The sequence below is a fragment of the Roseateles sp. L2-2 genome (assembly GCF_050613215.1).
In the GTDB taxonomy this organism is placed as follows: domain Bacteria; phylum Pseudomonadota; class Gammaproteobacteria; order Burkholderiales; family Burkholderiaceae_C; genus Roseateles; species Roseateles noduli.
This window is the reverse complement of the sequence record NZ_CP192509.1, coordinates 1,150,957-1,172,567: the sequence shown is the minus strand read 5'-3', so window position 1 is coordinate 1,172,567 and position 21,611 is coordinate 1,150,957. Positions and strand designations below refer to the sequence as shown.

At 68.7% G+C, this 21,611-nt stretch carries 18 protein-coding genes and 1 pseudogene; 14 read left to right on the top strand and 5 right to left on the bottom strand.

Features of this window, described 5'->3' with window-relative positions:
- Positions 1-68 precede the first annotated feature (68 nt).
- The 5 genes and pseudogenes from ACQZ13_RS05355 to ACQZ13_RS05335 all read left to right on the top strand — a co-directional run bounded on the left by ACQZ13_RS05355 (position 69) and on the right by ACQZ13_RS05335 (position 5,196).
- A complete protein-coding gene (locus tag ACQZ13_RS05355; protein WP_431050190.1) occupies positions 69-1,649 on the top strand; it encodes a DUF1800 domain-containing protein in 1,581 nt (526 codons plus the stop codon).
- Positions 1,650-1,664: 15 nt separating this feature from the next.
- The gene (locus ACQZ13_RS05350) at positions 1,665-2,873 is read left to right on the top strand and encodes a DUF1501 domain-containing protein (protein WP_431050189.1); all 1,209 of its coding nucleotides are present in this window, start codon (positions 1,665-1,667) and stop codon (positions 2,871-2,873) included.
- Between the two features lie 329 nt (positions 2,874-3,202).
- Positions 3,203-3,676 (top strand): hypothetical protein, encoded by a 474-nt coding sequence (locus ACQZ13_RS05345; protein ID WP_431050188.1) that lies wholly within the window; start codon positions 3,203-3,205, stop codon positions 3,674-3,676.
- Positions 3,677-3,695: 19 nt separating this feature from the next.
- Positions 3,696-4,304: pseudogene (locus tag ACQZ13_RS05340) on the top strand (lyase family protein); the annotation flags it as partial.
- A 73-nt stretch (positions 4,305-4,377) separates the two neighbouring features.
- Positions 4,378-5,196, top strand: a complete 819-nt coding sequence (locus ACQZ13_RS05335; protein WP_088404964.1) for a zinc-dependent peptidase — start codon at positions 4,378-4,380, stop codon at positions 5,194-5,196.
- A 39-nt stretch (positions 5,197-5,235) separates the two neighbouring features.
- Here ACQZ13_RS05335 and ACQZ13_RS05330 read toward each other — a convergent pair whose 3' ends face one another.
- Positions 5,236-5,787 (bottom strand): protein phosphatase CheZ, encoded by a 552-nt coding sequence (locus ACQZ13_RS05330; RefSeq protein ID WP_431050193.1) that lies wholly within the window; start codon positions 5,785-5,787, stop codon positions 5,236-5,238.
- Positions 5,788-6,074: 287 nt separating this feature from the next.
- Between ACQZ13_RS05330 and ACQZ13_RS05325 the strand changes: the two genes are divergently transcribed.
- Positions 6,075-6,524, top strand: a complete 450-nt coding sequence (locus ACQZ13_RS05325) for a hypothetical protein (protein WP_088404961.1) — start codon at positions 6,075-6,077, stop codon at positions 6,522-6,524.
- Between the two features lie 37 nt (positions 6,525-6,561).
- On the opposite strand, the gene ACQZ13_RS05320 is transcribed toward ACQZ13_RS05325, so the two are convergent.
- Positions 6,562-7,260, bottom strand: a complete 699-nt coding sequence (locus ACQZ13_RS05320; RefSeq protein WP_431050192.1) for a CBS domain-containing protein — start codon at positions 7,258-7,260, stop codon at positions 6,562-6,564.
- Positions 7,261-7,320: 60 nt separating this feature from the next.
- Positions 7,321-7,791 carry an Lrp/AsnC family transcriptional regulator gene (locus ACQZ13_RS05315; RefSeq protein WP_088404959.1) on the bottom strand — a complete coding sequence of 157 codons (471 nt, stop codon included), beginning with the start codon at positions 7,789-7,791 and terminating at the stop codon, positions 7,321-7,323.
- 162 nt (positions 7,792-7,953) lie between these two features.
- Here ACQZ13_RS05315 and ACQZ13_RS05310 point away from each other — a divergent pair, with 162 nt between their 5' ends.
- From ACQZ13_RS05310 to ACQZ13_RS05285, 6 genes are all read left to right on the top strand, one after another.
- Positions 7,954-11,541 carry an indolepyruvate ferredoxin oxidoreductase family protein gene (locus tag ACQZ13_RS05310; RefSeq protein ID WP_431050191.1) on the top strand — a complete coding sequence of 1,196 codons (3,588 nt, stop codon included), beginning with the start codon at positions 7,954-7,956 and terminating at the stop codon, positions 11,539-11,541.
- A gap of 98 nt (positions 11,542-11,639) precedes the next feature.
- Positions 11,640-13,220, top strand: coding sequence for a DUF1800 domain-containing protein (locus ACQZ13_RS05305; RefSeq protein WP_431050190.1), 1,581 nt, complete (start codon positions 11,640-11,642; stop codon positions 13,218-13,220).
- A 15-nt stretch (positions 13,221-13,235) separates the two neighbouring features.
- Positions 13,236-14,444, top strand: a complete 1,209-nt coding sequence (locus tag ACQZ13_RS05300) for a DUF1501 domain-containing protein (protein WP_431050189.1) — start codon at positions 13,236-13,238, stop codon at positions 14,442-14,444.
- 329 nt (positions 14,445-14,773) lie between these two features.
- Positions 14,774-15,247: a hypothetical protein gene (locus ACQZ13_RS05295; protein WP_431050188.1), complete on the top strand. Its 474-nt coding sequence runs from the start codon at positions 14,774-14,776 to the stop codon at positions 15,245-15,247.
- Positions 15,248-15,266: 19 nt separating this feature from the next.
- Positions 15,267-16,676, top strand: coding sequence for a class II fumarate hydratase (locus ACQZ13_RS05290; RefSeq protein ID WP_431050187.1), 1,410 nt, complete (start codon positions 15,267-15,269; stop codon positions 16,674-16,676).
- Complete coding sequence (locus tag ACQZ13_RS05285; RefSeq protein WP_431050186.1) at positions 16,663-17,589, top strand: ZIP family metal transporter; 927 nt, start codon at positions 16,663-16,665, stop codon at positions 17,587-17,589. The genes ACQZ13_RS05290 and ACQZ13_RS05285 overlap by 14 nt, the downstream gene beginning before the upstream one ends.
- A gap of 38 nt (positions 17,590-17,627) precedes the next feature.
- On the opposite strand, the gene ACQZ13_RS05280 is transcribed toward ACQZ13_RS05285, so the two are convergent.
- Together ACQZ13_RS05280 and ACQZ13_RS05275 are read right to left on the bottom strand one after the other, a co-directional pair.
- A complete protein-coding gene (locus ACQZ13_RS05280) occupies positions 17,628-18,359 on the bottom strand; it encodes a glycoside hydrolase family 25 protein (RefSeq protein WP_431050185.1) in 732 nt (243 codons plus the stop codon).
- Between the two features lie 132 nt (positions 18,360-18,491).
- Entirely contained in the window at positions 18,492-19,589 is a 1,098-nt protein-coding gene (locus tag ACQZ13_RS05275; protein WP_431050184.1) for an LD-carboxypeptidase, read from the bottom strand.
- A 260-nt stretch (positions 19,590-19,849) separates the two neighbouring features.
- Between ACQZ13_RS05275 and ACQZ13_RS05270 the strand changes: the two genes are divergently transcribed.
- Together ACQZ13_RS05270 and ACQZ13_RS05265 are read left to right on the top strand one after the other, a co-directional pair.
- On the top strand, positions 19,850-20,563 hold the full coding sequence (locus tag ACQZ13_RS05270) for a hypothetical protein (RefSeq protein WP_431050183.1): 714 nt from the start codon (positions 19,850-19,852) through the stop codon (positions 20,561-20,563).
- A 392-nt stretch (positions 20,564-20,955) separates the two neighbouring features.
- On the top strand, positions 20,956-21,516 hold the full coding sequence (locus tag ACQZ13_RS05265; RefSeq protein WP_431050182.1) for a hypothetical protein: 561 nt from the start codon (positions 20,956-20,958) through the stop codon (positions 21,514-21,516).
- Positions 21,517-21,611: the final 95 nt, after the last annotated feature.

The window sequence follows — 21,611 nt, the reverse complement described above, 5'->3', positions numbered from 1 at the left end:
GCGCTACAACTGTGAAGTAGCGCAAAGGCCACTGGACACGGTCGACACGAGGGCGGCATGCTTGTCGCATGTCACCTTCGACCACCGCCTCGACCACCGCCTCGATCAGCGCTGCGACCACCGGACTTCAACGCCGGTCGCTGCTGCTCGGCGCGACGGCGACCGCAGCGCTCGCGGCGTGCGGCGGACTGCCTTCGGCGCCCGACATCCCGATGGACGCCTCGCAGCGCCTGCGCGCGGCCAACCGCATCGGCTGGGGCGCGACGCAGTCGCAGCTGGGCGAGATCGAACGCCTCGGCTGGGGTCCTTATGTCGAACGCCAGCTCCGTGCGGATGCGAGCGCGAAGATGCCCGCGCCGGTCCAGGCCCGCATCGATGCCATGGGCATCAGCCAAGGCACGCTGCCGTCGCGCGTGTGGGCGGCGGAATCCTTCCGGCGCAACGGCGACAACAAGGGCGGGACCGAAGAAGAACGCGTTGCCGCGCGCAAGGCCTATCAGGAGGCGCAGGGGCTCGCCGCGCGCGAGACCGGCGAACGTCAGCTGCTGCGCGAGCTCTACGCCCAGCAGCAACTGCTCGAACAGCTGTCGTGGTTCTGGTTCAACCACTTCAACGTGCACCAGGGCAAGCGCGACATCCGTCTGATGCTGGCCGACTACCAGGACCGCGCACTGCGTCCGCATGCGCTCGGTTCGTTCCGCACAATGCTGGGCGCGGTCGCGCGGCATCCGGCGATGCTGCGTTACCTCGACAACGATCAGAACGCCGTCCGGGCGATCAACGAGAACTACGCGCGCGAGCTGCTGGAGCTCCACACCCTGGGCGTCGACGGCGGCTACACGCAGCGCGACGTGCAGGAGCTGGCGCGCGTGCTGACGGGCTTCGGCGTGCGCGTCGATCCCGAGCCGGCGAAGGTCGCGCCGCGCTTCGAGGCGCTCTACAAGCGCGACGGCCTGTTCGAGTTCCACCCCGGCCGCCACGACTTCGGCGACAAGCAATTGCTCGGTCGCACGATCAAGGGCCGCGGCGCGGAGGAACTCGACGAGGTGCTGGACCTGCTGGTCGCGCAGCCGGCGACGGCGCGTTTCGTCTGCGGCAAGCTCGCGGTGTTCTTCCTCGGCGAGCAGCCGCCGCGGGACGTGGTCGACGCGATGAGCGCCGCCTTCCTCAGAACGAAGGGCGACCTGCCCGCAACGCTGCGCCCCATGCTCTACGCGCCGCAGTTCGCCTCGGCAGACTCGCCGCGGTTCAAGGACCCGCACGTCTACCTGCTGTCGAGCCTGCGCGCGGGCTTCGAGCAGCGCGAATTGCAGAACGCGCAGCCGCTGCAGAACTGGCTCCGTCGACTCGGACAGGGCCTCTACGACAAGCAGACGCCGGACGGTTATCCGTTGACGGCGGACGCCTGGAACAGTCCCGGGCAGATGACGCTGAGATTCGAAGTCGCGCGGCAGATCGGCGGCGGCGCGGTCGCGCTGTATCGCCCCGAGGGGACGAACACGCCGGTGCCGCTGCCGGACCTGCAGCCGCTGCGCCTGCGCGTCGAACCGACGCTCGCACCGGCGACGCGCACGGCGCTCGCGCAGACCACGACGCCGCAGCAATGGCTGACGCTGTGGCTCTCCAGTCCTGACTTCATGTATCGCTGACCGGAGCCGTTGACCATGCAACGACGTCACCTCCTGCAAACGCTCGCCGCGGCCCCGTTGGCGATGTCCGGCGCACGGCTGTTCGCGGCGGGCGCGGACAGGCCGCGTTTCCTGCTGGTGTTCCTGCGCGGCGGCTATGACGCCACCAACCTGTTGATCCCCACCAGCAGCAGCTTCTACTACGAGCAGCGCCCGCGCATCGCGATCGCGAGACCGTCGCCGACGGACGCGGCCTCGGCGCTCCCGCTGAATGCCGATTGGGGCCTGCACCCTGCCCTGCGCAACAGCGTGTTCCCGCTGGCGCAGGCGGGTCAGGCGCGATTCCTCCCGTTCGCCGGGACGGAGGACCTCTCGCGCAGCCACTTCGAGACGCAGGACAGCATCGAGCTGGGCCAGCCGGTGGGTGGCTCCCGCGACTACAACTCCGGTTTCCTGAATCGCCTCGCTGCGGAGCTCGATGCGCAGCAGGCGCTGTCGTTCACGGACCAGTTGCCGATCGCTTTCCGTGGACCGGTCCGCATCGCCAACGCCGGCCTGCGCGAGACCGCGCGCCCTGCCGTCGACGCGAAGAACCGCGCGTTGATCGCGAGCATGTACCAGGGCCAGAGTCTGGGCGCTTCGGTGGAGGAAGGACTCGCGCTCCGCGAGGAGCTGGCGCGAGACCTGTCCCCCGACCGGATGAAGACGATGACCGACGCCGCCGGTCGCAATGCGATTCCCGCCAAGGGATTCGAGCTGGAGGCGCGCCGCATCGCCACCTTGATGCGCGGCCGCTTCAGCCTGGGTTTCATCGACGTCGGCGGCTGGGACACGCACGTGAATCAGGGCGGCGCCACCGGCCAGCTGGCCAACCGCTTCGAGGAAGTCGGCCGGGGCCTGGCGGCCATCGCGGACGAACTCGGCCCGGACGTCTGGCGGCAGACCTCCGTCATGGTGATCAGCGAATTCGGCCGCACCTTCCGCGAGAACGGCAACCGCGGCACCGACCACGGTCACGGCAGCGTCTACTGGCTGCTGGGCGGCAGCCTGGCGTCCGGCGGCCCGGTCGCCGGCGTCCAGATCGCCCTGACCGCGTCGACGCTGTTCCAGAACCGCGACTACCCGGTGCTCAACGACTACCGCGCCGTGCTGGGCGGCCTGTGGCAGCGCCAGTTCGGCCTGTCCAACGAGGCGCTCGCCCGCGTCTTCCCCGGCGTCCGCCCCAAGGACCTTCGGCTGATCTGACGCCCCTTCGCCCAAAACCCCCAGGCCTCGCAAGCGCATCCCTCCTCGGGGCTTGCAGATGAGAGCAATTCTCATCTAGGATGGTCCACAAACGAGAAGACTCCTGCGGGTTCCGACCCCGCGCGACCAATGCAAATTGCAGAGAGGTTGCGCCGCGATCCGATTCGGCATCGTTTCGCGGCTCGACCTCTCTTTTCTTTTTGCCTTTGCGTCGGGCGCCGGTCTTGCCGGATCTCCTTCCCGTTCCGCCACAGCAAGCGTCCCTGCCAGCCCGTGTCCGCCGTGTTTCCGGTGTTCCCCGGTTCACGCCTCGATCGTCAGGAGCCGCCATGCCCTTGCTGCCGTCCCGCCTGCCCGCTCCCCGGGGCCCGTCCGTGCCCCCGTCCGCCGTGGGTCTCCCTCCCGCGGGGGAGGCGCGCGCCGCTCCGATGGCGGTCGACGGGGGCTGCGCGGCCGCCGATCATCCGGGCGTCGAATGCCTGCGCTGGATGGCGCTGAAGATCACCTGCGGACTCGCCCCCGACGAACCGGCGCTGCTGCGGCAGCACCAGTTGGCGCTGGAGCAGTTGGTGGAGGCCGGCGTCCTGGCCGCGATCCCCGCTCACGAACAGGCCCTCCGGCTGCTGTACGGCGCCTCTCACAACACGCTGCTACCCTGGCATTGGCGATGTGCCTGCCTGGATCAGCTCAACCGTCCGCTGGCGGCGCTGCACCGGCTGGCCGACGCCCAGGGCGACGCCGCCCTCGTCGCGCGCCTGCAGCGCTTCCATTGGCGTCTGAGCCGCAGCCCCCTCCAGGAATGACCAGGAAAGAAGCATCCCCATGACCAAGGCCACCAAGGCGACCCGCATCGAACGTGACTCCATGGGCGAAGTCGCCGTGCCCGTCGACGCGCTGTACGGCGCGCAGACCCAGCGCGCGGTCGAGAACTTCGCCATCAGCCGCCAGCCGATGCCCGAGCGTTTCGTGCGCGCGCTGGTGCTGCAGAAAGCCGCCGCGGCGCGCGCCAACATCGCGCTGGAGCAGGTACCGGCCGACATCGGCCACGCCATCGACCGCGCGGCCACGCAGCTGCTGCAGGACCCGGCGCTGATGAGCCACTTCCCGGTGGAGATCTTCCAGACCGGCTCGGGCACCAGCTCGAACATGAACGCCAACGAGGTGATCGCCACCGTCGCCACGCGGCTGATCGGCAGCGGCGTGGCCAACCCGGTCACGGTCAACGCCAACGACCACGTCAATGCCGGCCAGAGCAGCAACGACTCGATCCCGACGGTGCTGCACATCAGCGCCGCGCAGGCGCTGCAAGGCGAGCTGCTGCCGGCGCTGGACCTGCTGGTGCAGACGCTGCAGGACAAGATCCGCAGCGACGGCCATCACGTCAAGACCGGCCGCACCCACCTGATGGACGCCATGCCGCTGCGCCTGGGCCAGGAGCTCGGCGGCTGGTGCGCGCAGATCGAGGCGCGCCGCGCGCAACTGCGCCGCCGAAGCGCTCCCCGCCATGACCCTGCTGTTGCTCGCGCTGTTCGCGGCGCTGATCTGCTTCTGGCTGATGAGCCACTCCTGGCGACAGGCGCGCCGCCGCGCCCGGCTGCGTGCGAAGGCCTTCCCCGCCGCATGGCGCGCCATCCTGCGCCGCAACGTGCCGCAGGTCGCGCGGCTGCCGGCGGACCTGCAGCTCAAGCTCAAGCGGCAGATGCAGGTCTTCCTCGCAGAGAAATCCTTCATCGGCTGCGCCGGCCAGGTCATCACCGACGAGGTCCGCGTGACCATCGCCGCGCTGGCGACGCTGCCGCTGCTCGGCCGCGCCCGCGGCTACTACCCGAAGCTGCACACGGTGCTGGTGTATCCCGGCGCGTTCATCGTCGACCGCGTGCGGCATCAAGGCCCGCTGCAGATGCAGGACCGGCAGGTGCTGAGCGGCGAATCGTGGGGCGAGGGCCAGGTCGTGCTGTCCTGGGACGACGTGCTGAGAGACGCCGCGCAGCCCGAGCGCGGCCACAACGTCGCGGTGCATGAATTCGCGCACCAGCTCGATCAGGTCAAGGGCCTGGCCAACGGCGCGCCGTGGCTGGGCAACCGGGCGCGGCAGGCGCGCTGGGCGGCGGTGATGCAGCAGAGTTTCGACCTGCTGCGCGCGCGGCTGGCCGCGGGCGAGCCCGATCCGCTGGGCGATTACGCGGCCACCGAGCCGGCAGAGTTCTTCGCGGTCTCCAGCGAGCGCTTCTTCGGGCAGCCGTGGGCGCTGGCACAGGCGCATCCCGCGCTGTACGGCGAACTGCGGCGCTACTACGAGGTGGATCCGATGCTCTGGTCCTGAGCAGGGACCGCCGCGTTCATCGAACGCCGGGCGTCAGGCTCAGAACCCCATTTCGGCCAGCATCGCGTCGACGTCGTCCTGCTGCAGCGCCTTGTCCGGCGTCTGCACGCCGGCGAGCTGTTCTTCCGCAGCGGCGGCCGGGGCGGCATGTCCCTGCGCGGCAAGCAGCTGTTGCAGCGGCTCCTCCGCAGGGCGCAGCATGCCCAGCACCTTGTTGATCACCTGACCGGACAGGTCCTGGAAGTCCTGGGCCATCATGATCTCGGTCTGCAGGCCCTTCACGCGGTCCGCGAAACCGGCGGCGCCGGCCGCATAGGCGGCGCACAACCGCATCATGGCGCGCGCGCGTTCGACGCTCAGGTCCGGCGACGCGGCCAGACGCTGCAGCGATTCCGACAACTCATGCCCCTGGCGCGCGACGGCCTGCGCGTCCTCCTGCGCCGACTCGACGATCCCCAGCACCTTGTTGGCGGCCTGATCGGTCATGCGCTTGACGTAGTCCAGGCGTTCGCAGGCGTCGGGCAACTCGTGCGACAACTTCTGCAGCGCCTGATGTGCGGCGTCCGTGAGGGGGGTATCGAATTGGGACATGGTGAATCGAGCTCGCGAAGGTGGACGCAGGGTCGGCGTGTGGTTTCGCGCGGTGTGCGCACTGCGCCACTTCGGGCGCTTCAGAACGCCCGGAAGGCGCTCTTTGGAGGTGCAGAAATCTTAGTTCTGCAACTGCTGTAACCAACGGAAAGGGGTGGGATCACCCGTGCATTTTTGGTGGGGAGACCCGCATTTAAGTAGTTGACGAGGCCGGTCGCCTGTAGCCTTCATCCCGTCCGTCTCCGGTCCGCCCAGCTGGTTGTCTTTTTGGCAAAGCGATCCGTCTCATGAACATGGCCACCACCCGTCCTTCGCCCGGCTTGTCTCGCGCCAACGCGCGATCCGGCCCGTCCACGTCGCGTTCGCCTGCGAGCGCCTCGCGGGACGACGGCCGCAGCTTCGCCGCCGCGCCCCGTGCGCAGGTGGCGCAGCCGGCGCCGCCGTCGGCCCTGCGCGACGTCAGCGACATCGTCGTGGGCGTGGCGTTGATGCTGGGCGTGCTGTTCGCGCTGCTGATGCTGACGCTGTACACGCGGGATTCGATGGTCATCGGCAAGGCGCTGCAGGACCAGGGCTCGGCGCGCGGCACCCTGATCTGCAAGGACGGGAAGGTCGCCCGCGGCGACGGCTCGCTGCCGGACCGCATCGTGGAAGACGGCGTGTTCGTGTGCACCGACTGGCGCACGCTGCAGGCGATCGAGCAGGAAGAAGCCGACCGCGGGATGCGCAAGTACTGACCCTGGGCGCCCTCGAGCGCCCCAGGCGTCGCACGCGTCAGGACCAGAGGTCCAGCGGCGGTTCGTGCGTCATGCCGCGCAGCAGGTCGCTGCGCGAGAGAAAGCCGATCAGGCGGCCGTTGTCGTCGCCCACCGGCAGACCCGGCAGGCCAAGGTCCAGCATCAATTGCGCAGCCTCGCGCAGCGGCGTGTCGGACTGCGCCACCGGCACCGGCGTCCACATCACATCGTCCACGGGCGCAGCCAGCCGCCGGGCGATGACCATGATCTCGGCCATCTCCTCCAGATCCTCCGCCAGACCGCGTGTGAGATCACCGCGCGACACCAGGCCACGCACCTCGCCCTGCTCCCCGAGCACCGGCGCCTGAGCCACCCCGACGCGCGACATCGTCCGCATCGCCTGACGCAGCGACGAGCCCGACATCACGCTGATCAGCTTGCGGCTCATCAGCTGATGCACCTGGGTGAGCGGCACGCGCGTGGTGTCGCCGGCGTAGGCCGCCAGCGCCTCGTGCGCCATGTAGGCCGACGGACCGAATCCCGGCCCGCCCCCGACGCCGCCGCCAGCGCCCTGCCCCACCCCCGCCAGCACGACCGTCGACGGCGTCAGGTCGCCCTGCCGCGCAATCGGCGCCACCGCGCGCGTGCGCGCCACCGCCTGCACCGGAGCCAGGTCGCGAACCTGCTCCAGGCCGCCGGTGAGAATCTTTCCGGAAGTGCCGTAGACGGAGAACATGGCGTCAGGATCTCACGTCGAAAACGCGATGCCCATTGAGGAGAACGCGCAGGAACACCATCACGGCACCGGATACGCGGTCTCGTACTTCACCTCGCGCAACACCACGTTGCTGCGCACGCTGGCCACGCCCGGGACACGGAACACCTTGCTCTGCAGGAACTGGTCGTAGGCCTTCATGTCGGGCGCGACGATCTTGATGACGTAGTCCGCCTCGCCGGTGATGGCCTGGCATTCGACGATCTCCGGACTGCCCGCGACCATCGCCTCGAAGGCGTCGACCGCCCCTTCCGTGTGACGCACCAGGCTGACGTTCGCCAGGACGCAGATCGACAGGCCGAGTTGTTCCCGGTCCACCAGCGCCACGTGACGCCTGATCACGCCGCGCTCCTCGAGCTCCTTGACCCGGCGCCAGACCGGCGTCGCCGAGAGCCCCACCTTGTCCGCCAGCTGCTGGGTGCTCTGGCGCGCATCGGCCTGCAACGCCTCCAGGATCAAGCGGGTCGCCCGATCGAAACGTTCATTCTCCATATCCGCGCTTTCTGAGTATGACTTGATCGATCCTTGCTGCCGCACTAGTAAACGGAGCAAGAAAGTTCCCATTGTCTCGGAAAGAATCCCCTCATCGATCCATCTACAAATCCGAGCCGACCGGCCCGCCCCGGCCGGCTCGCCCCATTGGGGAGACAAGCCATGACCGAAGCCAGTCTTGCCGTCGCGCCGGCCCTGCGCCCCTACCAGCTCTCCGACAACCTGGCCGCCAGCGCCGGACCGGTGTTCCTGACCGGCACCCAGGCGCTCGTGCGCCTGCTGTTGATGCAGAAGGCGCAGGACGAACGCCAGGGCCTGAAGACCGCCGGCTTCGTCAGCGGCTACCGCGGCAGCCCGCTGGGCATGGTCGACCAGCAGCTGTGGAAGGCGAAGAAGTTCCTCGACAAGGCGGAAGTCAACTTCCTGCCCGCCATCAACGAGGACCTCGCCGCCACCGCCTGCCTGGGCGTGCAGCGCGTGGCGCTGGACCCGAAGCGCACCGTCGATGGCGTGTTCGCCATGTGGTACGGCAAGGGCCCGGGCGTGGACCGCTCCGGCGACGCGCTCAAGCACGGCAACGTGTACGGCACGGCGAAGCAGGGCGGCGTGCTCGTCGTCTGCGGTGACGACCACGGCTGCGTGTCCTCGTCCACGCCGCACCAGAGCGACCTCGCGCTGCAGGCCTGGTCGATGCCGCTGGTGCATCCGGGCAACGTCGCGGAGTACCTCGAATTCGGCCTCTATGGCTGGGCGCTGTCGCGCTTCTCGGGCGCCTGGGTCGGCTTCAAGGCGATCTCGGAAGTTGTCGAGTCGGGCATGACGGTCGACCTCGATGCGGTGGCCATGGACTTCGAGCTGCCCGTCGACCACACGCCGCCGACCAACCTCCACATCCGTTCCGTCGACCTGCCGTCGCTGGAACTGGAGTCGCGCCTCGCGCACAAGATCGACGCGGTGCTGGCCTTCGCCAAAGTCAATTCGATCGACAAGCACATCGTCGTCAGCCCGCGCGCGTCGCTGGGCATCGTGACTGTCGGCAAGGCGCACTACGACTTCATGGAAGTGCTGCGCCGCCTGGACCTCGACCCCAACGCGCTGGCCGCCGCCGGCGTGCGGGTCTACAAGGTCGGCCTGGTGTACCCGTTGGAGCCGACGCGCATCCGCGAGTTCGCGCAGGGCCTGACCGACATGCTGGTCATCGAGGAGAAGGCACCCGTCGTCGAGCGCCAGATCAAGGAACTGCTCTACCACCTGCCCGACGCGCAACGTCCGCGCGTGGTCGGCAAGTCCGATGAACACGGGGCCGCCGTGCTGAGCGCGCTCGGCGAGCTGCGGCCGTCTCGCATCATGCCGACCGTCGCCGACTGGCTGGCGCGTCTGAACCCGGCGCTGGACCGGCGCCATCTGGTCGTCGATTTCCTGACGCCCTGCCTGCTGTCCAACAGTGCGGATGCGGTGCGCCGCCAGCCCTACTTCTGCTCGGGCTGCCCGCACAACACCTCGACCAAGCTCCCCGAAGGCTCGCGCGCGCTGGCCGGCATCGGCTGCCACTTCATGGCGAGCTGGATGGAACGCGGCACCTCGGGCCTGATCCAGATGGGCGCCGAAGGCGTGGACTGGGCGGCGCATTCGCGCTTCACGACCGAGAAGCATGTCTTCCAGAACCTGGGCGACGGCACCTACTACCACTCGGGCTACCTGGCGATCCGGCAGGCCATCGCGGCCAAGGCCAACATCACCTACAAGATCCTCTACAACGACGCGGTCGCGATGACCGGCGGCCAGCCGGTCGACGGCCAGACCTCGGTGCCGCAGATCGCGCGCCAGGTCGAGGCCGAAGGCGTCAAGCGCCTGGTCGTGGTCTCCGACGACATCGAGAAGTACGAGGGCCACCACGGCCTCTTCCCGACGGGAACGACCTTCCACGACCGGTCCGAGCTGGACGCCGTGCAGCGCGAGCTGCGTGAGATCGCCGGCGTCACCGTGCTGATCTACGACCAGACCTGCGCCGCGGAGAAGCGCCGCCGCCGCAAGAAGGGCGAGTTCCCCGACCCCGACAAGCGGATCTTCATCAACGAGTCCGTCTGCGAAGGCTGCGGCGACTGCGGCCAGGCGAGCAACTGCCTGTCGGTCGTGCCGGTGGAGACCGACTTCGGCCGCAAGCGCGTGATCGAGCAGAGCAGCTGCAACAAGGACTTCAGCTGCGTGAACGGCTTCTGCCCGAGCTTCGTGTCGGTGCACGGCGCCAAGCTGAAAAAGCGCGCCGGCGCGGCCTTCGGGCCGGCGGACCTGTCGCGCGAGATCGCCGCGATCCAGCCGCCCGCGCCCTGGGCGTGGACGGGGCCCTTCGACATGCTGGTCACCGGCGTCGGCGGCACCGGCGTCGTGACCGTGGGCGCGCTGGTCACCATGGCCGCGCATCTGGAAGGCAAGCAGAGCTCGGTGCTGGACTTCATGGGCTTCGCGCAGAAGGGCGGCGCGGTGCTGTCCTTCGTGCGCGTGGCGCCGACGCAGGACCTGCTCAACCAGGTCCGCATCGACACGCAGCAGGCCGACGTGCTGCTGGCCTGCGACATGGTCGTGGGCGCGAGCGCCGACGCCCTGGCGACCATCAAGGCCGGCCGCACGGTGATCCTGGCCAACACGCATGAGCTGCCGACCGCCGCCTTCGTCCGCAACCCGGACGCGAGCCTGCAGGCCGACGCGCTGATCGCGAAGATGCGCCACGCCGTCGGCGAGGGCAAGGACCTGCTCGCCAGCATCGACGCGCAGGACATCGCCAAGCGCCTGATGGGCGACACCATGCCCAGCAACATCATCATGCTGGGTGCGTGCTGGCAGCGCGGCCTGGTGCCGGTGTCCTTCGAGGCGCTGATGCGCGCGATCGAGCTGAACGGCGTCGCCATCGAGAACAACAAGACCGCGTTCGCGCTGGGTCGTCTCGCGATCGCCGCGCCGGAGGCGCTGCGCCGCCTGGCGGGCGAACAGCCGGGCTCCGCGGTGCAGTGGTTCAACTTCGACCAGCTCGACGACAAGGAGGGCCAGCCCGGCCTGATCGCGCGCCGCAAGGCCTTCCTCACCGACTACCAGGACGCCGCCTACGCCACTCGCTACGAGGCGCTGGTGCAGCGCGTACGCGCCGCCGAGTCCGCTCTGGGCAACGCAGGCAAGGGCCTGCGCCTGACCAAGGCCGTCGCGCGCTATTACGCCAAGCTGCTCGCGATCAAGGACGAGTACGAGGTCGCGCGCCTCTACACCGACGGCAAGTTCGAAGCCGCGCTGAAGGCGCAGTTCGAGGACTGGGATCACCTGAGCTTCCACATGGCCCCGCCGCTGCTGTCCAAGCCGGGTGCAGACGGCCGCGCGAAGAAGGTCGAGCTCGGCTCGTGGACCTTCAAGGCGCTGAAGACGCTGGCGAAGTTCAAGGGCCTGCGCGGTGGCGTGCTCGACATCTTCGGCAAGACCGAGGAGCGCCGCATCGAACGCCAGCTGGTTCGCGACTACGAGGCGCTCGTCGACGAGCTGCTGGCGCACCTGAGCGCGGACAAGCTCGACGTCGCCATCAAGCTCGCGCGACTGCCCGAAGGCATCCGCGGCTACGGCCACGTCAAGCTGGCGAACGTCGTCACCGTGCGCGCGCAGTGGAAGGATCTGCTGGACCGCTTCCACGGTCGCGCGGTCGAAGCGCCCATCGCCGTCGTGCCGATGACGAAGGCGCCCGAACGGGTCAAGGGCGTCGCCGAACTCTGAAAACGCAGGCGCCGGGACACGGCGGAACGGGCGCTACAACTGTGAAGTAGCGCAAAGGCCACTGGACACGGTCGACACGAGGGCGGCATGCTTGTCGCATGTCACCTTCGACCACCGCCTCGACCACCGCCTCGATCAGCGCTGCGACCACCGGACTTCAACGCCGGTCGCTGCTGCTCGGCGCGACGGCGACCGCAGCGCTCGCGGCGTGCGGCGGACTGCCTTCGGCGCCCGACATCCCGATGGACGCCTCGCAGCGCCTGCGCGCGGCCAACCGCATCGGCTGGGGCGCGACGCAGTCGCAGCTGGGCGAGATCGAACGCCTCGGCTGGGGTCCTTATGTCGAACGCCAGCTCCGTGCGGATGCGAGCGCGAAGATGCCCGCGCCGGTCCAGGCCCGCATCGATGCCATGGGCATCAGCCAAGGCACGCTGCCGTCGCGCGTGTGGGCGGCGGAATCCTTCCGGCGCAACGGCGACAACAAGGGCGGGACCGAAGAAGAACGCGTTGCCGCGCGCAAGGCCTATCAGGAGGCGCAGGGGCTCGCCGCGCGCGAGACCGGCGAACGTCAGCTGCTGCGCGAGCTCTACGCCCAGCAGCAACTGCTCGAACAGCTGTCGTGGTTCTGGTTCAACCACTTCAACGTGCACCAGGGCAAGCGCGACATCCGTCTGATGCTGGCCGACTACCAGGACCGCGCACTGCGTCCGCATGCGCTCGGTTCGTTCCGCACAATGCTGGGCGCGGTCGCGCGGCATCCGGCGATGCTGCGTTACCTCGACAACGATCAGAACGCCGTCCGGGCGATCAACGAGAACTACGCGCGCGAGCTGCTGGAGCTCCACACCCTGGGCGTCGACGGCGGCTACACGCAGCGCGACGTGCAGGAGCTGGCGCGCGTGCTGACGGGCTTCGGCGTGCGCGTCGATCCCGAGCCGGCGAAGGTCGCGCCGCGCTTCGAGGCGCTCTACAAGCGCGACGGCCTGTTCGAGTTCCACCCCGGCCGCCACGACTTCGGCGACAAGCAATTGCTCGGTCGCACGATCAAGGGCCGCGGCGCGGAGGAACTCGACGAGGTGCTGGACCTGCTGGTCGCGCAGCCGGCGACGGCGCGTTTCGTCTGCGGCAAGCTCGCGGTGTTCTTCCTCGGCGAGCAGCCGCCGCGGGACGTGGTCGACGCGATGAGCGCCGCCTTCCTCAGAACGAAGGGCGACCTGCCCGCAACGCTGCGCCCCATGCTCTACGCGCCGCAGTTCGCCTCGGCAGACTCGCCGCGGTTCAAGGACCCGCACGTCTACCTGCTGTCGAGCCTGCGCGCGGGCTTCGAGCAGCGCGAATTGCAGAACGCGCAGCCGCTGCAGAACTGGCTCCGTCGACTCGGACAGGGCCTCTACGACAAGCAGACGCCGGACGGTTATCCGTTGACGGCGGACGCCTGGAACAGTCCCGGGCAGATGACGCTGAGATTCGAAGTCGCGCGGCAGATCGGCGGCGGCGCGGTCGCGCTGTATCGCCCCGAGGGGACGAACACGCCGGTGCCGCTGCCGGACCTGCAGCCGCTGCGCCTGCGCGTCGAACCGACGCTCGCACCGGCGACGCGCACGGCGCTCGCGCAGACCACGACGCCGCAGCAATGGCTGACGCTGTGGCTCTCCAGTCCTGACTTCATGTATCGCTGACCGGAGCCGTTGACCATGCAACGACGTCACCTCCTGCAAACGCTCGCCGCGGCCCCGTTGGCGATGTCCGGCGCACGGCTGTTCGCGGCGGGCGCGGACAGGCCGCGTTTCCTGCTGGTGTTCCTGCGCGGCGGCTATGACGCCACCAACCTGTTGATCCCCACCAGCAGCAGCTTCTACTACGAGCAGCGCCCGCGCATCGCGATCGCGAGACCGTCGCCGACGGACGCGGCCTCGGCGCTCCCGCTGAATGCCGATTGGGGCCTGCACCCTGCCCTGCGCAACAGCGTGTTCCCGCTGGCGCAGGCGGGTCAGGCGCGATTCCTCCCGTTCGCCGGGACGGAGGACCTCTCGCGCAGCCACTTCGAGACGCAGGACAGCATCGAGCTGGGCCAGCCGGTGGGTGGCTCCCGCGACTACAACTCCGGTTTCCTGAATCGCCTCGCTGCGGAGCTCGATGCGCAGCAGGCGCTGTCGTTCACGGACCAGTTGCCGATCGCTTTCCGTGGACCGGTCCGCATCGCCAACGCCGGCCTGCGCGAGACCGCGCGCCCTGCCGTCGACGCGAAGAACCGCGCGTTGATCGCGAGCATGTACCAGGGCCAGAGTCTGGGCGCTTCGGTGGAGGAAGGACTCGCGCTCCGCGAGGAGCTGGCGCGAGACCTGTCCCCCGACCGGATGAAGACGATGACCGACGCCGCCGGTCGCAATGCGATTCCCGCCAAGGGATTCGAGCTGGAGGCGCGCCGCATCGCCACCTTGATGCGCGGCCGCTTCAGCCTGGGTTTCATCGACGTCGGCGGCTGGGACACGCACGTGAATCAGGGCGGCGCCACCGGCCAGCTGGCCAACCGCTTCGAGGAAGTCGGCCGGGGCCTGGCGGCCATCGCGGACGAACTCGGCCCGGACGTCTGGCGGCAGACCTCCGTCATGGTGATCAGCGAATTCGGCCGCACCTTCCGCGAGAACGGCAACCGCGGCACCGACCACGGTCACGGCAGCGTCTACTGGCTGCTGGGCGGCAGCCTGGCGTCCGGCGGCCCGGTCGCCGGCGTCCAGATCGCCCTGACCGCGTCGACGCTGTTCCAGAACCGCGACTACCCGGTGCTCAACGACTACCGCGCCGTGCTGGGCGGCCTGTGGCAGCGCCAGTTCGGCCTGTCCAACGAGGCGCTCGCCCGCGTCTTCCCCGGCGTCCGCCCCAAGGACCTTCGGCTGATCTGACGCCCCTTCGCCCAAAACCCCCAGGCCTCGCAAGCGCATCCCTCCTCGGGGCTTGCAGATGAGAGCAATTCTCATCTAGGATGGTCCACAAACGAGAAGACTCCTGCGGGTTCCGACCCCGCGCGACCAATGCAAATTGCAGAGAGGTTGCGCCGCGATCCGATTCGGCATCGTTTCGCGGCTCGACCTCTCTTTTCTTTTTGCCTTTGCGTCGGGCGCCGGTCTTGCCGGATCTCCTTCCCGTTCCGCCACAGCAAGCGTCCCTGCCAGCCCGTGTCCGCCGTGTTTCCGGTGTTCCCCGGTTCACGCCTCGATCGTCAGGAGCCGCCATGCCCTTGCTGCCGTCCCGCCTGCCCGCTCCCCGGGGCCCGTCCGTGCCCCCGTCCGCCGTGGGTCTCCCTCCCGCGGGGGAGGCGCGCGCCGCTCCGATGGCGGTCGACGGGGGCTGCGCGGCCGCCGATCATCCGGGCGTCGAATGCCTGCGCTGGATGGCGCTGAAGATCACCTGCGGACTCGCCCCCGACGAACCGGCGCTGCTGCGGCAGCACCAGTTGGCGCTGGAGCAGTTGGTGGAGGCCGGCGTCCTGGCCGCGATCCCCGCTCACGAACAGGCCCTCCGGCTGCTGTACGGCGCCTCTCACAACACGCTGCTACCCTGGCATTGGCGATGTGCCTGCCTGGATCAGCTCAACCGTCCGCTGGCGGCGCTGCACCGGCTGGCCGACGCCCAGGGCGACGCCGCCCTCGTCGCGCGCCTGCAGCGCTTCCATTGGCGTCTGAGCCGCAGCCCCCTCCAGGAATGACCAGGAAAGAAGCATCCCCATGACCAAGGCCACCAAGGCGACCCGCATCGAACGTGACTCCATGGGCGAAGTCGCCGTGCCCGTCGACGCGCTGTACGGCGCGCAGACCCAGCGCGCGGTCGAGAACTTCGCCATCAGCCGCCAGCCGATGCCCGAGCGTTTCGTGCGCGCGCTGGTGCTGCAGAAAGCCGCCGCGGCGCGCGCCAACATCGCGCTGGAGCAGGTACCGGCCGACATCGGCCACGCCATCGACCGCGCGGCCACGCAGCTGCTGCAGGACCCGGCGCTGATGAGCCACTTCCCGGTGGAGATCTTCCAGACCGGCTCGGGCACCAGCTCGAACATGAACGCCAACGAGGTGATCGCCACCGTCGCCACGCGGCTGATCGGCAGCGGCGTGGCCAACCCGGTCACGGTCAACGCCAACGACCACGTCAATGCCGGCCAGAGCAGCAACGACTCGATCCCGACGGTGCTGCACATCAGCGCCGCGCAGGCGCTGCAAGGCGAGCTGCTGCCGGCGCTGGACCTGCTGGTGCAGACGCTGCAGGACAAGATCCGCAGCGACGGCCATCACGTCAAGACCGGCCGCACCCACCTGATGGACGCCATGCCGCTGCGCCTGGGCCAGGAGCTCGGCGGCTGGTGCGCGCAGATCGAGGCGCGCCGCGCGCAACTGCGCGCGCTGCTGCCGTCGGTGTGCGAGCTCGCGCAAGGCGGCACCGCGGTGGGCACCGGCATCAACGCGCATCCGGACTTCGCGCAGCGTTTCGCCGAGGAGCTGTCCACGCTCACCGGCCTGAGCTTCCGCCCGGCGCCGGACTTCTTCGCCGCGCTGTCGGCGCAGGACACGGCGGTGGCGCTGTCGGGCGCTCTGAAGGGCCTGGCGGTGTCGCTGATGAAGATCGCCAACGACCTGCGCTGGATGAACTCCGGCCCGCTGGCCGGCCTCGCCGAGATCGAGCTGCACGCGCTGCAGCCGGGCTCGTCGATCATGCCGGGCAAGGTGAATCCGGTGATCCCGGAAGCGGTGACCATGGTCTGCGCGCAGGTCATCGGTCATGACACGGCGATCACGATCGCGGGCCAGTCGGGCAACTTCCAGCTCAACGTGATGCTGCCGCTGATCGCGACCAACCTGCTCGACAGCCTGGCGCTGCTCTCCGCGGCGACCAAGGCGCTGGCCGAGCAGGCGATCCGCGACTTCAAGGTCAACACCGACGGGCTACAGCACGCGCTGGCGCGCAACCCGATCCTGGTTACCGCGCTGAACCGCGAGATCGGCTACCTGAAGGCCGCCGCGATCGCCAAGCGCGCCTATGCGGAGAAGCGCCCCATCGTCGACGTCGCCGAGGAGATGACCGACTTCGACCGCGCCACCCTCCAGCAGATGCTGGATCCCGCGAAACTGACCGATGGCGGACTCTGACGCGATCACCCGAGACGAACGGAGCCTGGCGCGCCGGCATCGGCTGCGCCAGGTCTTCGGTTTCGCGATCCTGCTGATCGGCGCGGTGCTGCTGCTCCAGCAGGGCTGGACGTGGATCAAGCCGGCCGGCGGCGTCGGCCACGGCTCGGTGATCGCGATGGCACTGCAGGCGGGCCTGCTCGCCGCGGCGGCGACGGCCTTCGGCACGCTGCCCGCGTTGGGCACGCGCAGCCTCTCCGCGCGCGGGCAGGACGCGCTGATGGGCTTCGGCGCCGGCGTGATGCTGGCGGCGTGTTCGTTCTCGCTGATCATTCCCGGCCTCGAGGCCGCGCGCGCGCATTCGACGCCGACCGGCGCCGCGACCCAGGTCGCATTGGCGGTTCTGCTCGGCGCGTGGGCGCTGATGGCGATGGACCGCTGGCTGCCGCACGAACACTTCATCAAGGGCCGCGAGGGCATGGACCCGACGCGCCTGCGGCGCACGACGCTGTTCGTGATCGCGGTGACGCTGCACAACCTGCCGGAGGGCCTCGCGATCGGCGTGGCCTTCGCGGCCAACGATCCGGTCGCGGCGGCCAGCCTGAGCCTGGCCATCGCGATCCAGGACCTGCCCGAGGGCTTCGTCATCGCGGTGGCGCTGATGGCCGTGGGCTACTCGCGGCGCAAGGCGCTGCTGCTGGGCGCGGCGTCAGGGCTGGTCGAGCCCGTCGGCGCGGTGCTGGGCGCGTGGGTCGTGTCCGCCTGGCCGCTGCTGCTGCCCTGGGGACTGGGCTTCGCGGCGGGCGCGATGCTGTTCGTCATCAGCCACGAGATCATTCCCGAGTCGCACCGCAAGGGCCATGAACGCTGGGCGACGCAGGGGCTGATGCTCGGGTTCGCACTCATGATGGTGCTGGACACGGCGCTGGGTTGAGCGCCGCGTCGCGATGCCGGGCCTGCCCGGCGACCCGCTTACTTCCTCAATGCGTGCGCGGCCCAGAAGTTCCGCGCGTTCTCGAGCGTGCCGTTGAAGGTGTCGCGGGCCACGGTGCCAAGGCCGGGGAACTCATGCGGCGACGGGCCGAGCGTGCCGTCGGTGTACTGCAGCATCGTCCAGTCGTCCCAGATGTCGCTCAGCCATCCGAAGTGGGACGAGTAGAAGCCCTGCCACAGCGGGCACGATCGGAGCGTCCCGGTGCCTTGCCGGGGCGCGAGGTTCGCCAGCGCCCAGTAGCCGCAATACAGCATCGGGTAGATGCCGGTGCGGTCATGGAATTGGTTGATCATTTCCACCAGCGACGTCTGCGTCATCGTGCCCTGGCTGGGGATGGCGATGTGCTGCCAGTCGAGCACGGGCACCACGCCCGCCGAGCTGCCGCTCGTGGCGATGGTGTCAAGGAAACGGTCGATCTGATCCTCCACCAGCTGGTTGGTGCAGAGGTGGTACGCGCCGATCAGCAGGCCCAGTTCGCGCGCCTTCCTCGCGCGTGCCGCCCAGGTCGGATCGACGAAGCTCGCGCCCTGCGTCGCCTTGTGCATCATGCCGACCAGCCCGGCGGCGTGCGCGGCGTCGAGGTCGACGGTCTGCTGCCAATGGCTGATGTCGACGAAGGCGTTCAGACCTGGCACCGGGCAGCCCGGAGCGCCGGCCGGCAGCGGTGGCAGCGGAGGGGACGATGATTGCGGAGCGGAGCTGTTGGGCATCGAAGGCTCGTTCATGCAGAGTGATGGAGCGCGTTGAGTGACCCGGTGAACGAGCGCCATCCGACATCCGCAGGCCCGGAATGCCGCCAGGCGACGCAGAAATTGGCGTCGGACCCTGCGTCACCCTCTCCCTCAGGCGTTTCCCGCCTGGACGGCCAGCAGGGGTCGCTCGCCCAAGGTGAGGCGGGCGGAGGTGTTCAAGGGCAACGGCCGATTGACCGGGCCGTGGCCGAAGAGGTTCTCCGCACGCAGCACGGGCGTCCCTGTCGACGCCAGCGCCGCGCCGAAGCGGCGCTGGATGTAGTCGAACTTCTGCTGCTCCTGCGGCGGATTGGGCAGTCCGCCGACGTGGATGAAGTCCCCGAACATCACCGCGCCGGCTTGCCGCACCAGGGTTGAATACAGGAAGCCGTCCAGCAGTCGCGAGACCTCGCCGGGACCGTTGGCGATCGACTCGATGAACAGGATCGCTCCGGCGGTGTCGGTCGTGAAATCGACGCTGCCCTTCAAGGCCGACAGCAGCAGGCTGTTGCCGCCGACGACCCGCAGCTTGTCGAGCACCGCCGGCCTGGCGGCCGGATCGTTCAGCGCGGTGAGCGGATAACTGAGCGTCGGACGGTGGCCGCGCAGGACCGACAGCATCTCATCGATGTGATCGTGATTCCAGCCGGCGCCGATGTCGCCGTTGGCGCCGAGCTCGATGCCATGCAGGGTCGGCCAGCCCCACACGTGATTGAAGAAGATGTGTAGTGCCGTCACGTCGCTGAAGCCGATCACCGGTTTGGGCCGTGCCGGTTGACGCATGCGCTGCAGCAGCGGCATCAGTTCGGAACCCCAGCCGCCGCCCTGGATGGCCCACACGGCCTTGGAATCGGAATGCAGCGCCTGCTCGATGAAGGCAACGCGGCGCTCGGCCGTGTTGGCGGCTTGCAGCGGCTGCGTGGGAGCAATGAGTCCGTCCGGGATACGGACTTTCAGGTCGGTGCGGGCGAAGTAGGCCTGGATCGCGGCGATGGTGGCCGCCGGATCGGCGGGCGGCGACGACGGCGCGATCACGTCGATGATGTCGCCGACCTGGAGCGGCAGCCAGGGCGATGACGCGGCCCGCGCTGCGGGGGGCGCGGAGCTTGCGGGGATCGCCGGCATGGCGGAGGTCGGCTCCTCGATGCAGGCGGCCAGGCCCAGGCCGGAACAAGCGAGGGTCAGGAATTGACGTTTGTCGACGGGCATCCGGAGCCTTGCAGGAAATGGGTCGGACGCGCTGAGTGATCGAACTCACGATCAGCGGCCGCGGCGCCAGATCGGGCGATGAAGGCCATCGACGCGAGCCCGCCGACGACGCGAAACCTGTCACGCGACCCACCGGCTTGTGGCCGCACGCGGTGCGCATTGGCCGCTGTCGCCGTTCACCATCGGGTTTCGCGCGAGGCGCCCCGCAATCCGGCCCGGTCCTCGCTCCGCTCCAGCCCTGGAATCTGCAGGCCCGCCCGATGTTCAAGCACTCCCTCGTCGTTCTCCGTGTCGCGCTGTGCGGCGCCCTCGCCCTGTCGGGCCTGACGGCGAAGGGCGCCGGCCTCACGCCGCTGGAACAACGCTGGATCGCCGGCATGACTCCGGTGCTGCAGCATGCGCGGACTTCGGGCATGCCGGTGGACATCGTCGTGCAGCCGCAGGACGCGCCCGACGCCGCGCCGCTGGCACTGGGCTTCAAGGACGGCCGCTGCAAGTTCGTGCTCAGCCTGCGCGGCAATCCCGAGGGCGAGGCCACGACGCAGCGCCTGCCGGCCGGCCTGGAAGACAGCGCGCTCGAACTGATGGCGGCGCACGAGCTCGGCCATTGCCGCCGCTACCTCGAAGGTGCCTGGTTCCACCTGCCGGCAGGTTTCTCCGCCACGCCGGTGCCCGAAGGCCTGAGCCCGGACCTGCAGCGCGCCTACCTGTCCATGAAGTCCGTGCGCCGCGAGGAAGGCTACGGCGACCTCGTCGCGCTGGGCTGGACGGCGCAGCGCCACCCCGATCAATACGCCGCGCTGCACGCGTGGCTGATGCAGGAACGCAGCCGCGACCTGCTGCCGGGCAGCCACCACGACACATTGACGTGGATCAAGCTGGTCCGCGATCCGAAAGCGCTGGGAAGCGCGCCCTCGATGTTCGACGCAGCCCTGCCGGTGTGGCAATCCGGACTGAATATCGATGAGGAATGAGCGCAGCGCTCACTAGTTGATTTGACTGGAAGCGCGGCGACGCCTTTCAGCAATTTGAGTAGACCTCATCGCAGATATTTGTTAAGCAAATATCCCGAGGTTCAAACGAGAGCTTCATTTCTAGACTGATGCGGATTTCCCGCTGGCCGGCTTCGCTGTGTCGACTTGGGAGATCCGGAGGCAATTGCCCCGATGCCGCCCTCTGATTCGAGGACGGCTTTTTTCATTCCGGAGATGCAATGAAGAGATCTATTTCCGCCCTGCTATTGATGTTTCTACTTGGATTGAGCGCGTCTTCTTCTGCGGGACCAAATTACGTACCGACGCAGCAGCGACAGGTGTACAGAGACGGCGACGCTCTCGTTGTGAGAAACACAGCCATACTCAACCAATTGGTCGACGAAGCGATCAGGATACTTGACGAGAATCCATCCATTCACCGGCTTTGGCTCATCGACGTGCCGGGCGGATTTGGGGTTCCCGCGGCAAGATTGGCCTCGCGCGCGCAGGAACTGGACGTTTACGTGGCTGGCGGCTGCTATTCGGCGTGCGCGGAGGTGGCGCTCTCCGGACGTGTCCTGCATGTCGTGCCTTGGCGAGACGGCCGGCTTGCATCGGCGCTCATCATCCACGGCGCTTTCGCAATGAACACCGGCGAATGGGTCGCGCAGGGTTTGAACAACCTCGCGCGATATGCCGAGCGACTCGATCCAATCAGCCGAGCGGACATTGAGGCGGCCCTGCGATTCCCATCGCCCACCGCGGCCGGCCTGTTCATCTTCACGGACAAGTCCGTCCGCGACGCCAAGGGGCAGACCGTCCTGCTCTGCGAGTACTTCCCGAGCAAATGCCGCAGCATCGATGTAACGCGCGAGCAGATCCACATCGCCAGATCCGATCTGCCGGTGCCGCCGGAATTGCCGCCTGACGACGACGTCGACCAGGGCAAGTGAACGTCCAGCAGATGCGGGCACTAGTTCAAGTGATGCACCCTACTGAAAACTGAGACGCGGAGCGCCACGACTACTGATTCGCTCAATAGACGATC

Excerpts from the sequence above, each read along its gene's own strand:
- ACQZ13_RS05355 (WP_431050190.1), top strand. The coding sequence starts at position 69 with ATGTCACCTTCGACCACCGCCTCGACCACCGCCTCGATCAGCGCTGCG.
- ACQZ13_RS05350 (WP_431050189.1), top strand. The coding sequence starts at position 1,665 with ATGCAACGACGTCACCTCCTGCAAACGCTCGCCGCGGCCCCGTTGGCG.
- ACQZ13_RS05345 (WP_431050188.1), top strand. The coding sequence starts at position 3,203 with ATGCCCTTGCTGCCGTCCCGCCTGCCCGCTCCCCGGGGCCCGTCCGTG.
- ACQZ13_RS05335 (WP_088404964.1), top strand. The coding sequence starts at position 4,378 with ATGACCCTGCTGTTGCTCGCGCTGTTCGCGGCGCTGATCTGCTTCTGG.
- ACQZ13_RS05330 (WP_431050193.1), bottom strand. The coding sequence starts at position 5,787 with ATGTCCCAATTCGATACCCCCCTCACGGACGCCGCACATCAGGCGCTG.
- ACQZ13_RS05325 (WP_088404961.1), top strand. The coding sequence starts at position 6,075 with ATGAACATGGCCACCACCCGTCCTTCGCCCGGCTTGTCTCGCGCCAAC.
- ACQZ13_RS05320 (WP_431050192.1), bottom strand. The coding sequence starts at position 7,260 with ATGTTCTCCGTCTACGGCACTTCCGGAAAGATTCTCACCGGCGGCCTG.
- ACQZ13_RS05315 (WP_088404959.1), bottom strand. The coding sequence starts at position 7,791 with ATGGAGAATGAACGTTTCGATCGGGCGACCCGCTTGATCCTGGAGGCG.
- ACQZ13_RS05310 (WP_431050191.1), top strand. The coding sequence starts at position 7,954 with ATGACCGAAGCCAGTCTTGCCGTCGCGCCGGCCCTGCGCCCCTACCAG.
- ACQZ13_RS05305 (WP_431050190.1), top strand. The coding sequence starts at position 11,640 with ATGTCACCTTCGACCACCGCCTCGACCACCGCCTCGATCAGCGCTGCG.
- ACQZ13_RS05300 (WP_431050189.1), top strand. The coding sequence starts at position 13,236 with ATGCAACGACGTCACCTCCTGCAAACGCTCGCCGCGGCCCCGTTGGCG.
- ACQZ13_RS05295 (WP_431050188.1), top strand. The coding sequence starts at position 14,774 with ATGCCCTTGCTGCCGTCCCGCCTGCCCGCTCCCCGGGGCCCGTCCGTG.
- ACQZ13_RS05290 (WP_431050187.1), top strand. The coding sequence starts at position 15,267 with ATGACCAAGGCCACCAAGGCGACCCGCATCGAACGTGACTCCATGGGC.
- ACQZ13_RS05285 (WP_431050186.1), top strand. The coding sequence starts at position 16,663 with ATGGCGGACTCTGACGCGATCACCCGAGACGAACGGAGCCTGGCGCGC.
- ACQZ13_RS05280 (WP_431050185.1), bottom strand. The coding sequence starts at position 18,359 with ATGCCCAACAGCTCCGCTCCGCAATCATCGTCCCCTCCGCTGCCACCG.
- ACQZ13_RS05275 (WP_431050184.1), bottom strand. The coding sequence starts at position 19,589 with ATGCCCGTCGACAAACGTCAATTCCTGACCCTCGCTTGTTCCGGCCTG.
- ACQZ13_RS05270 (WP_431050183.1), top strand. The coding sequence starts at position 19,850 with ATGTTCAAGCACTCCCTCGTCGTTCTCCGTGTCGCGCTGTGCGGCGCC.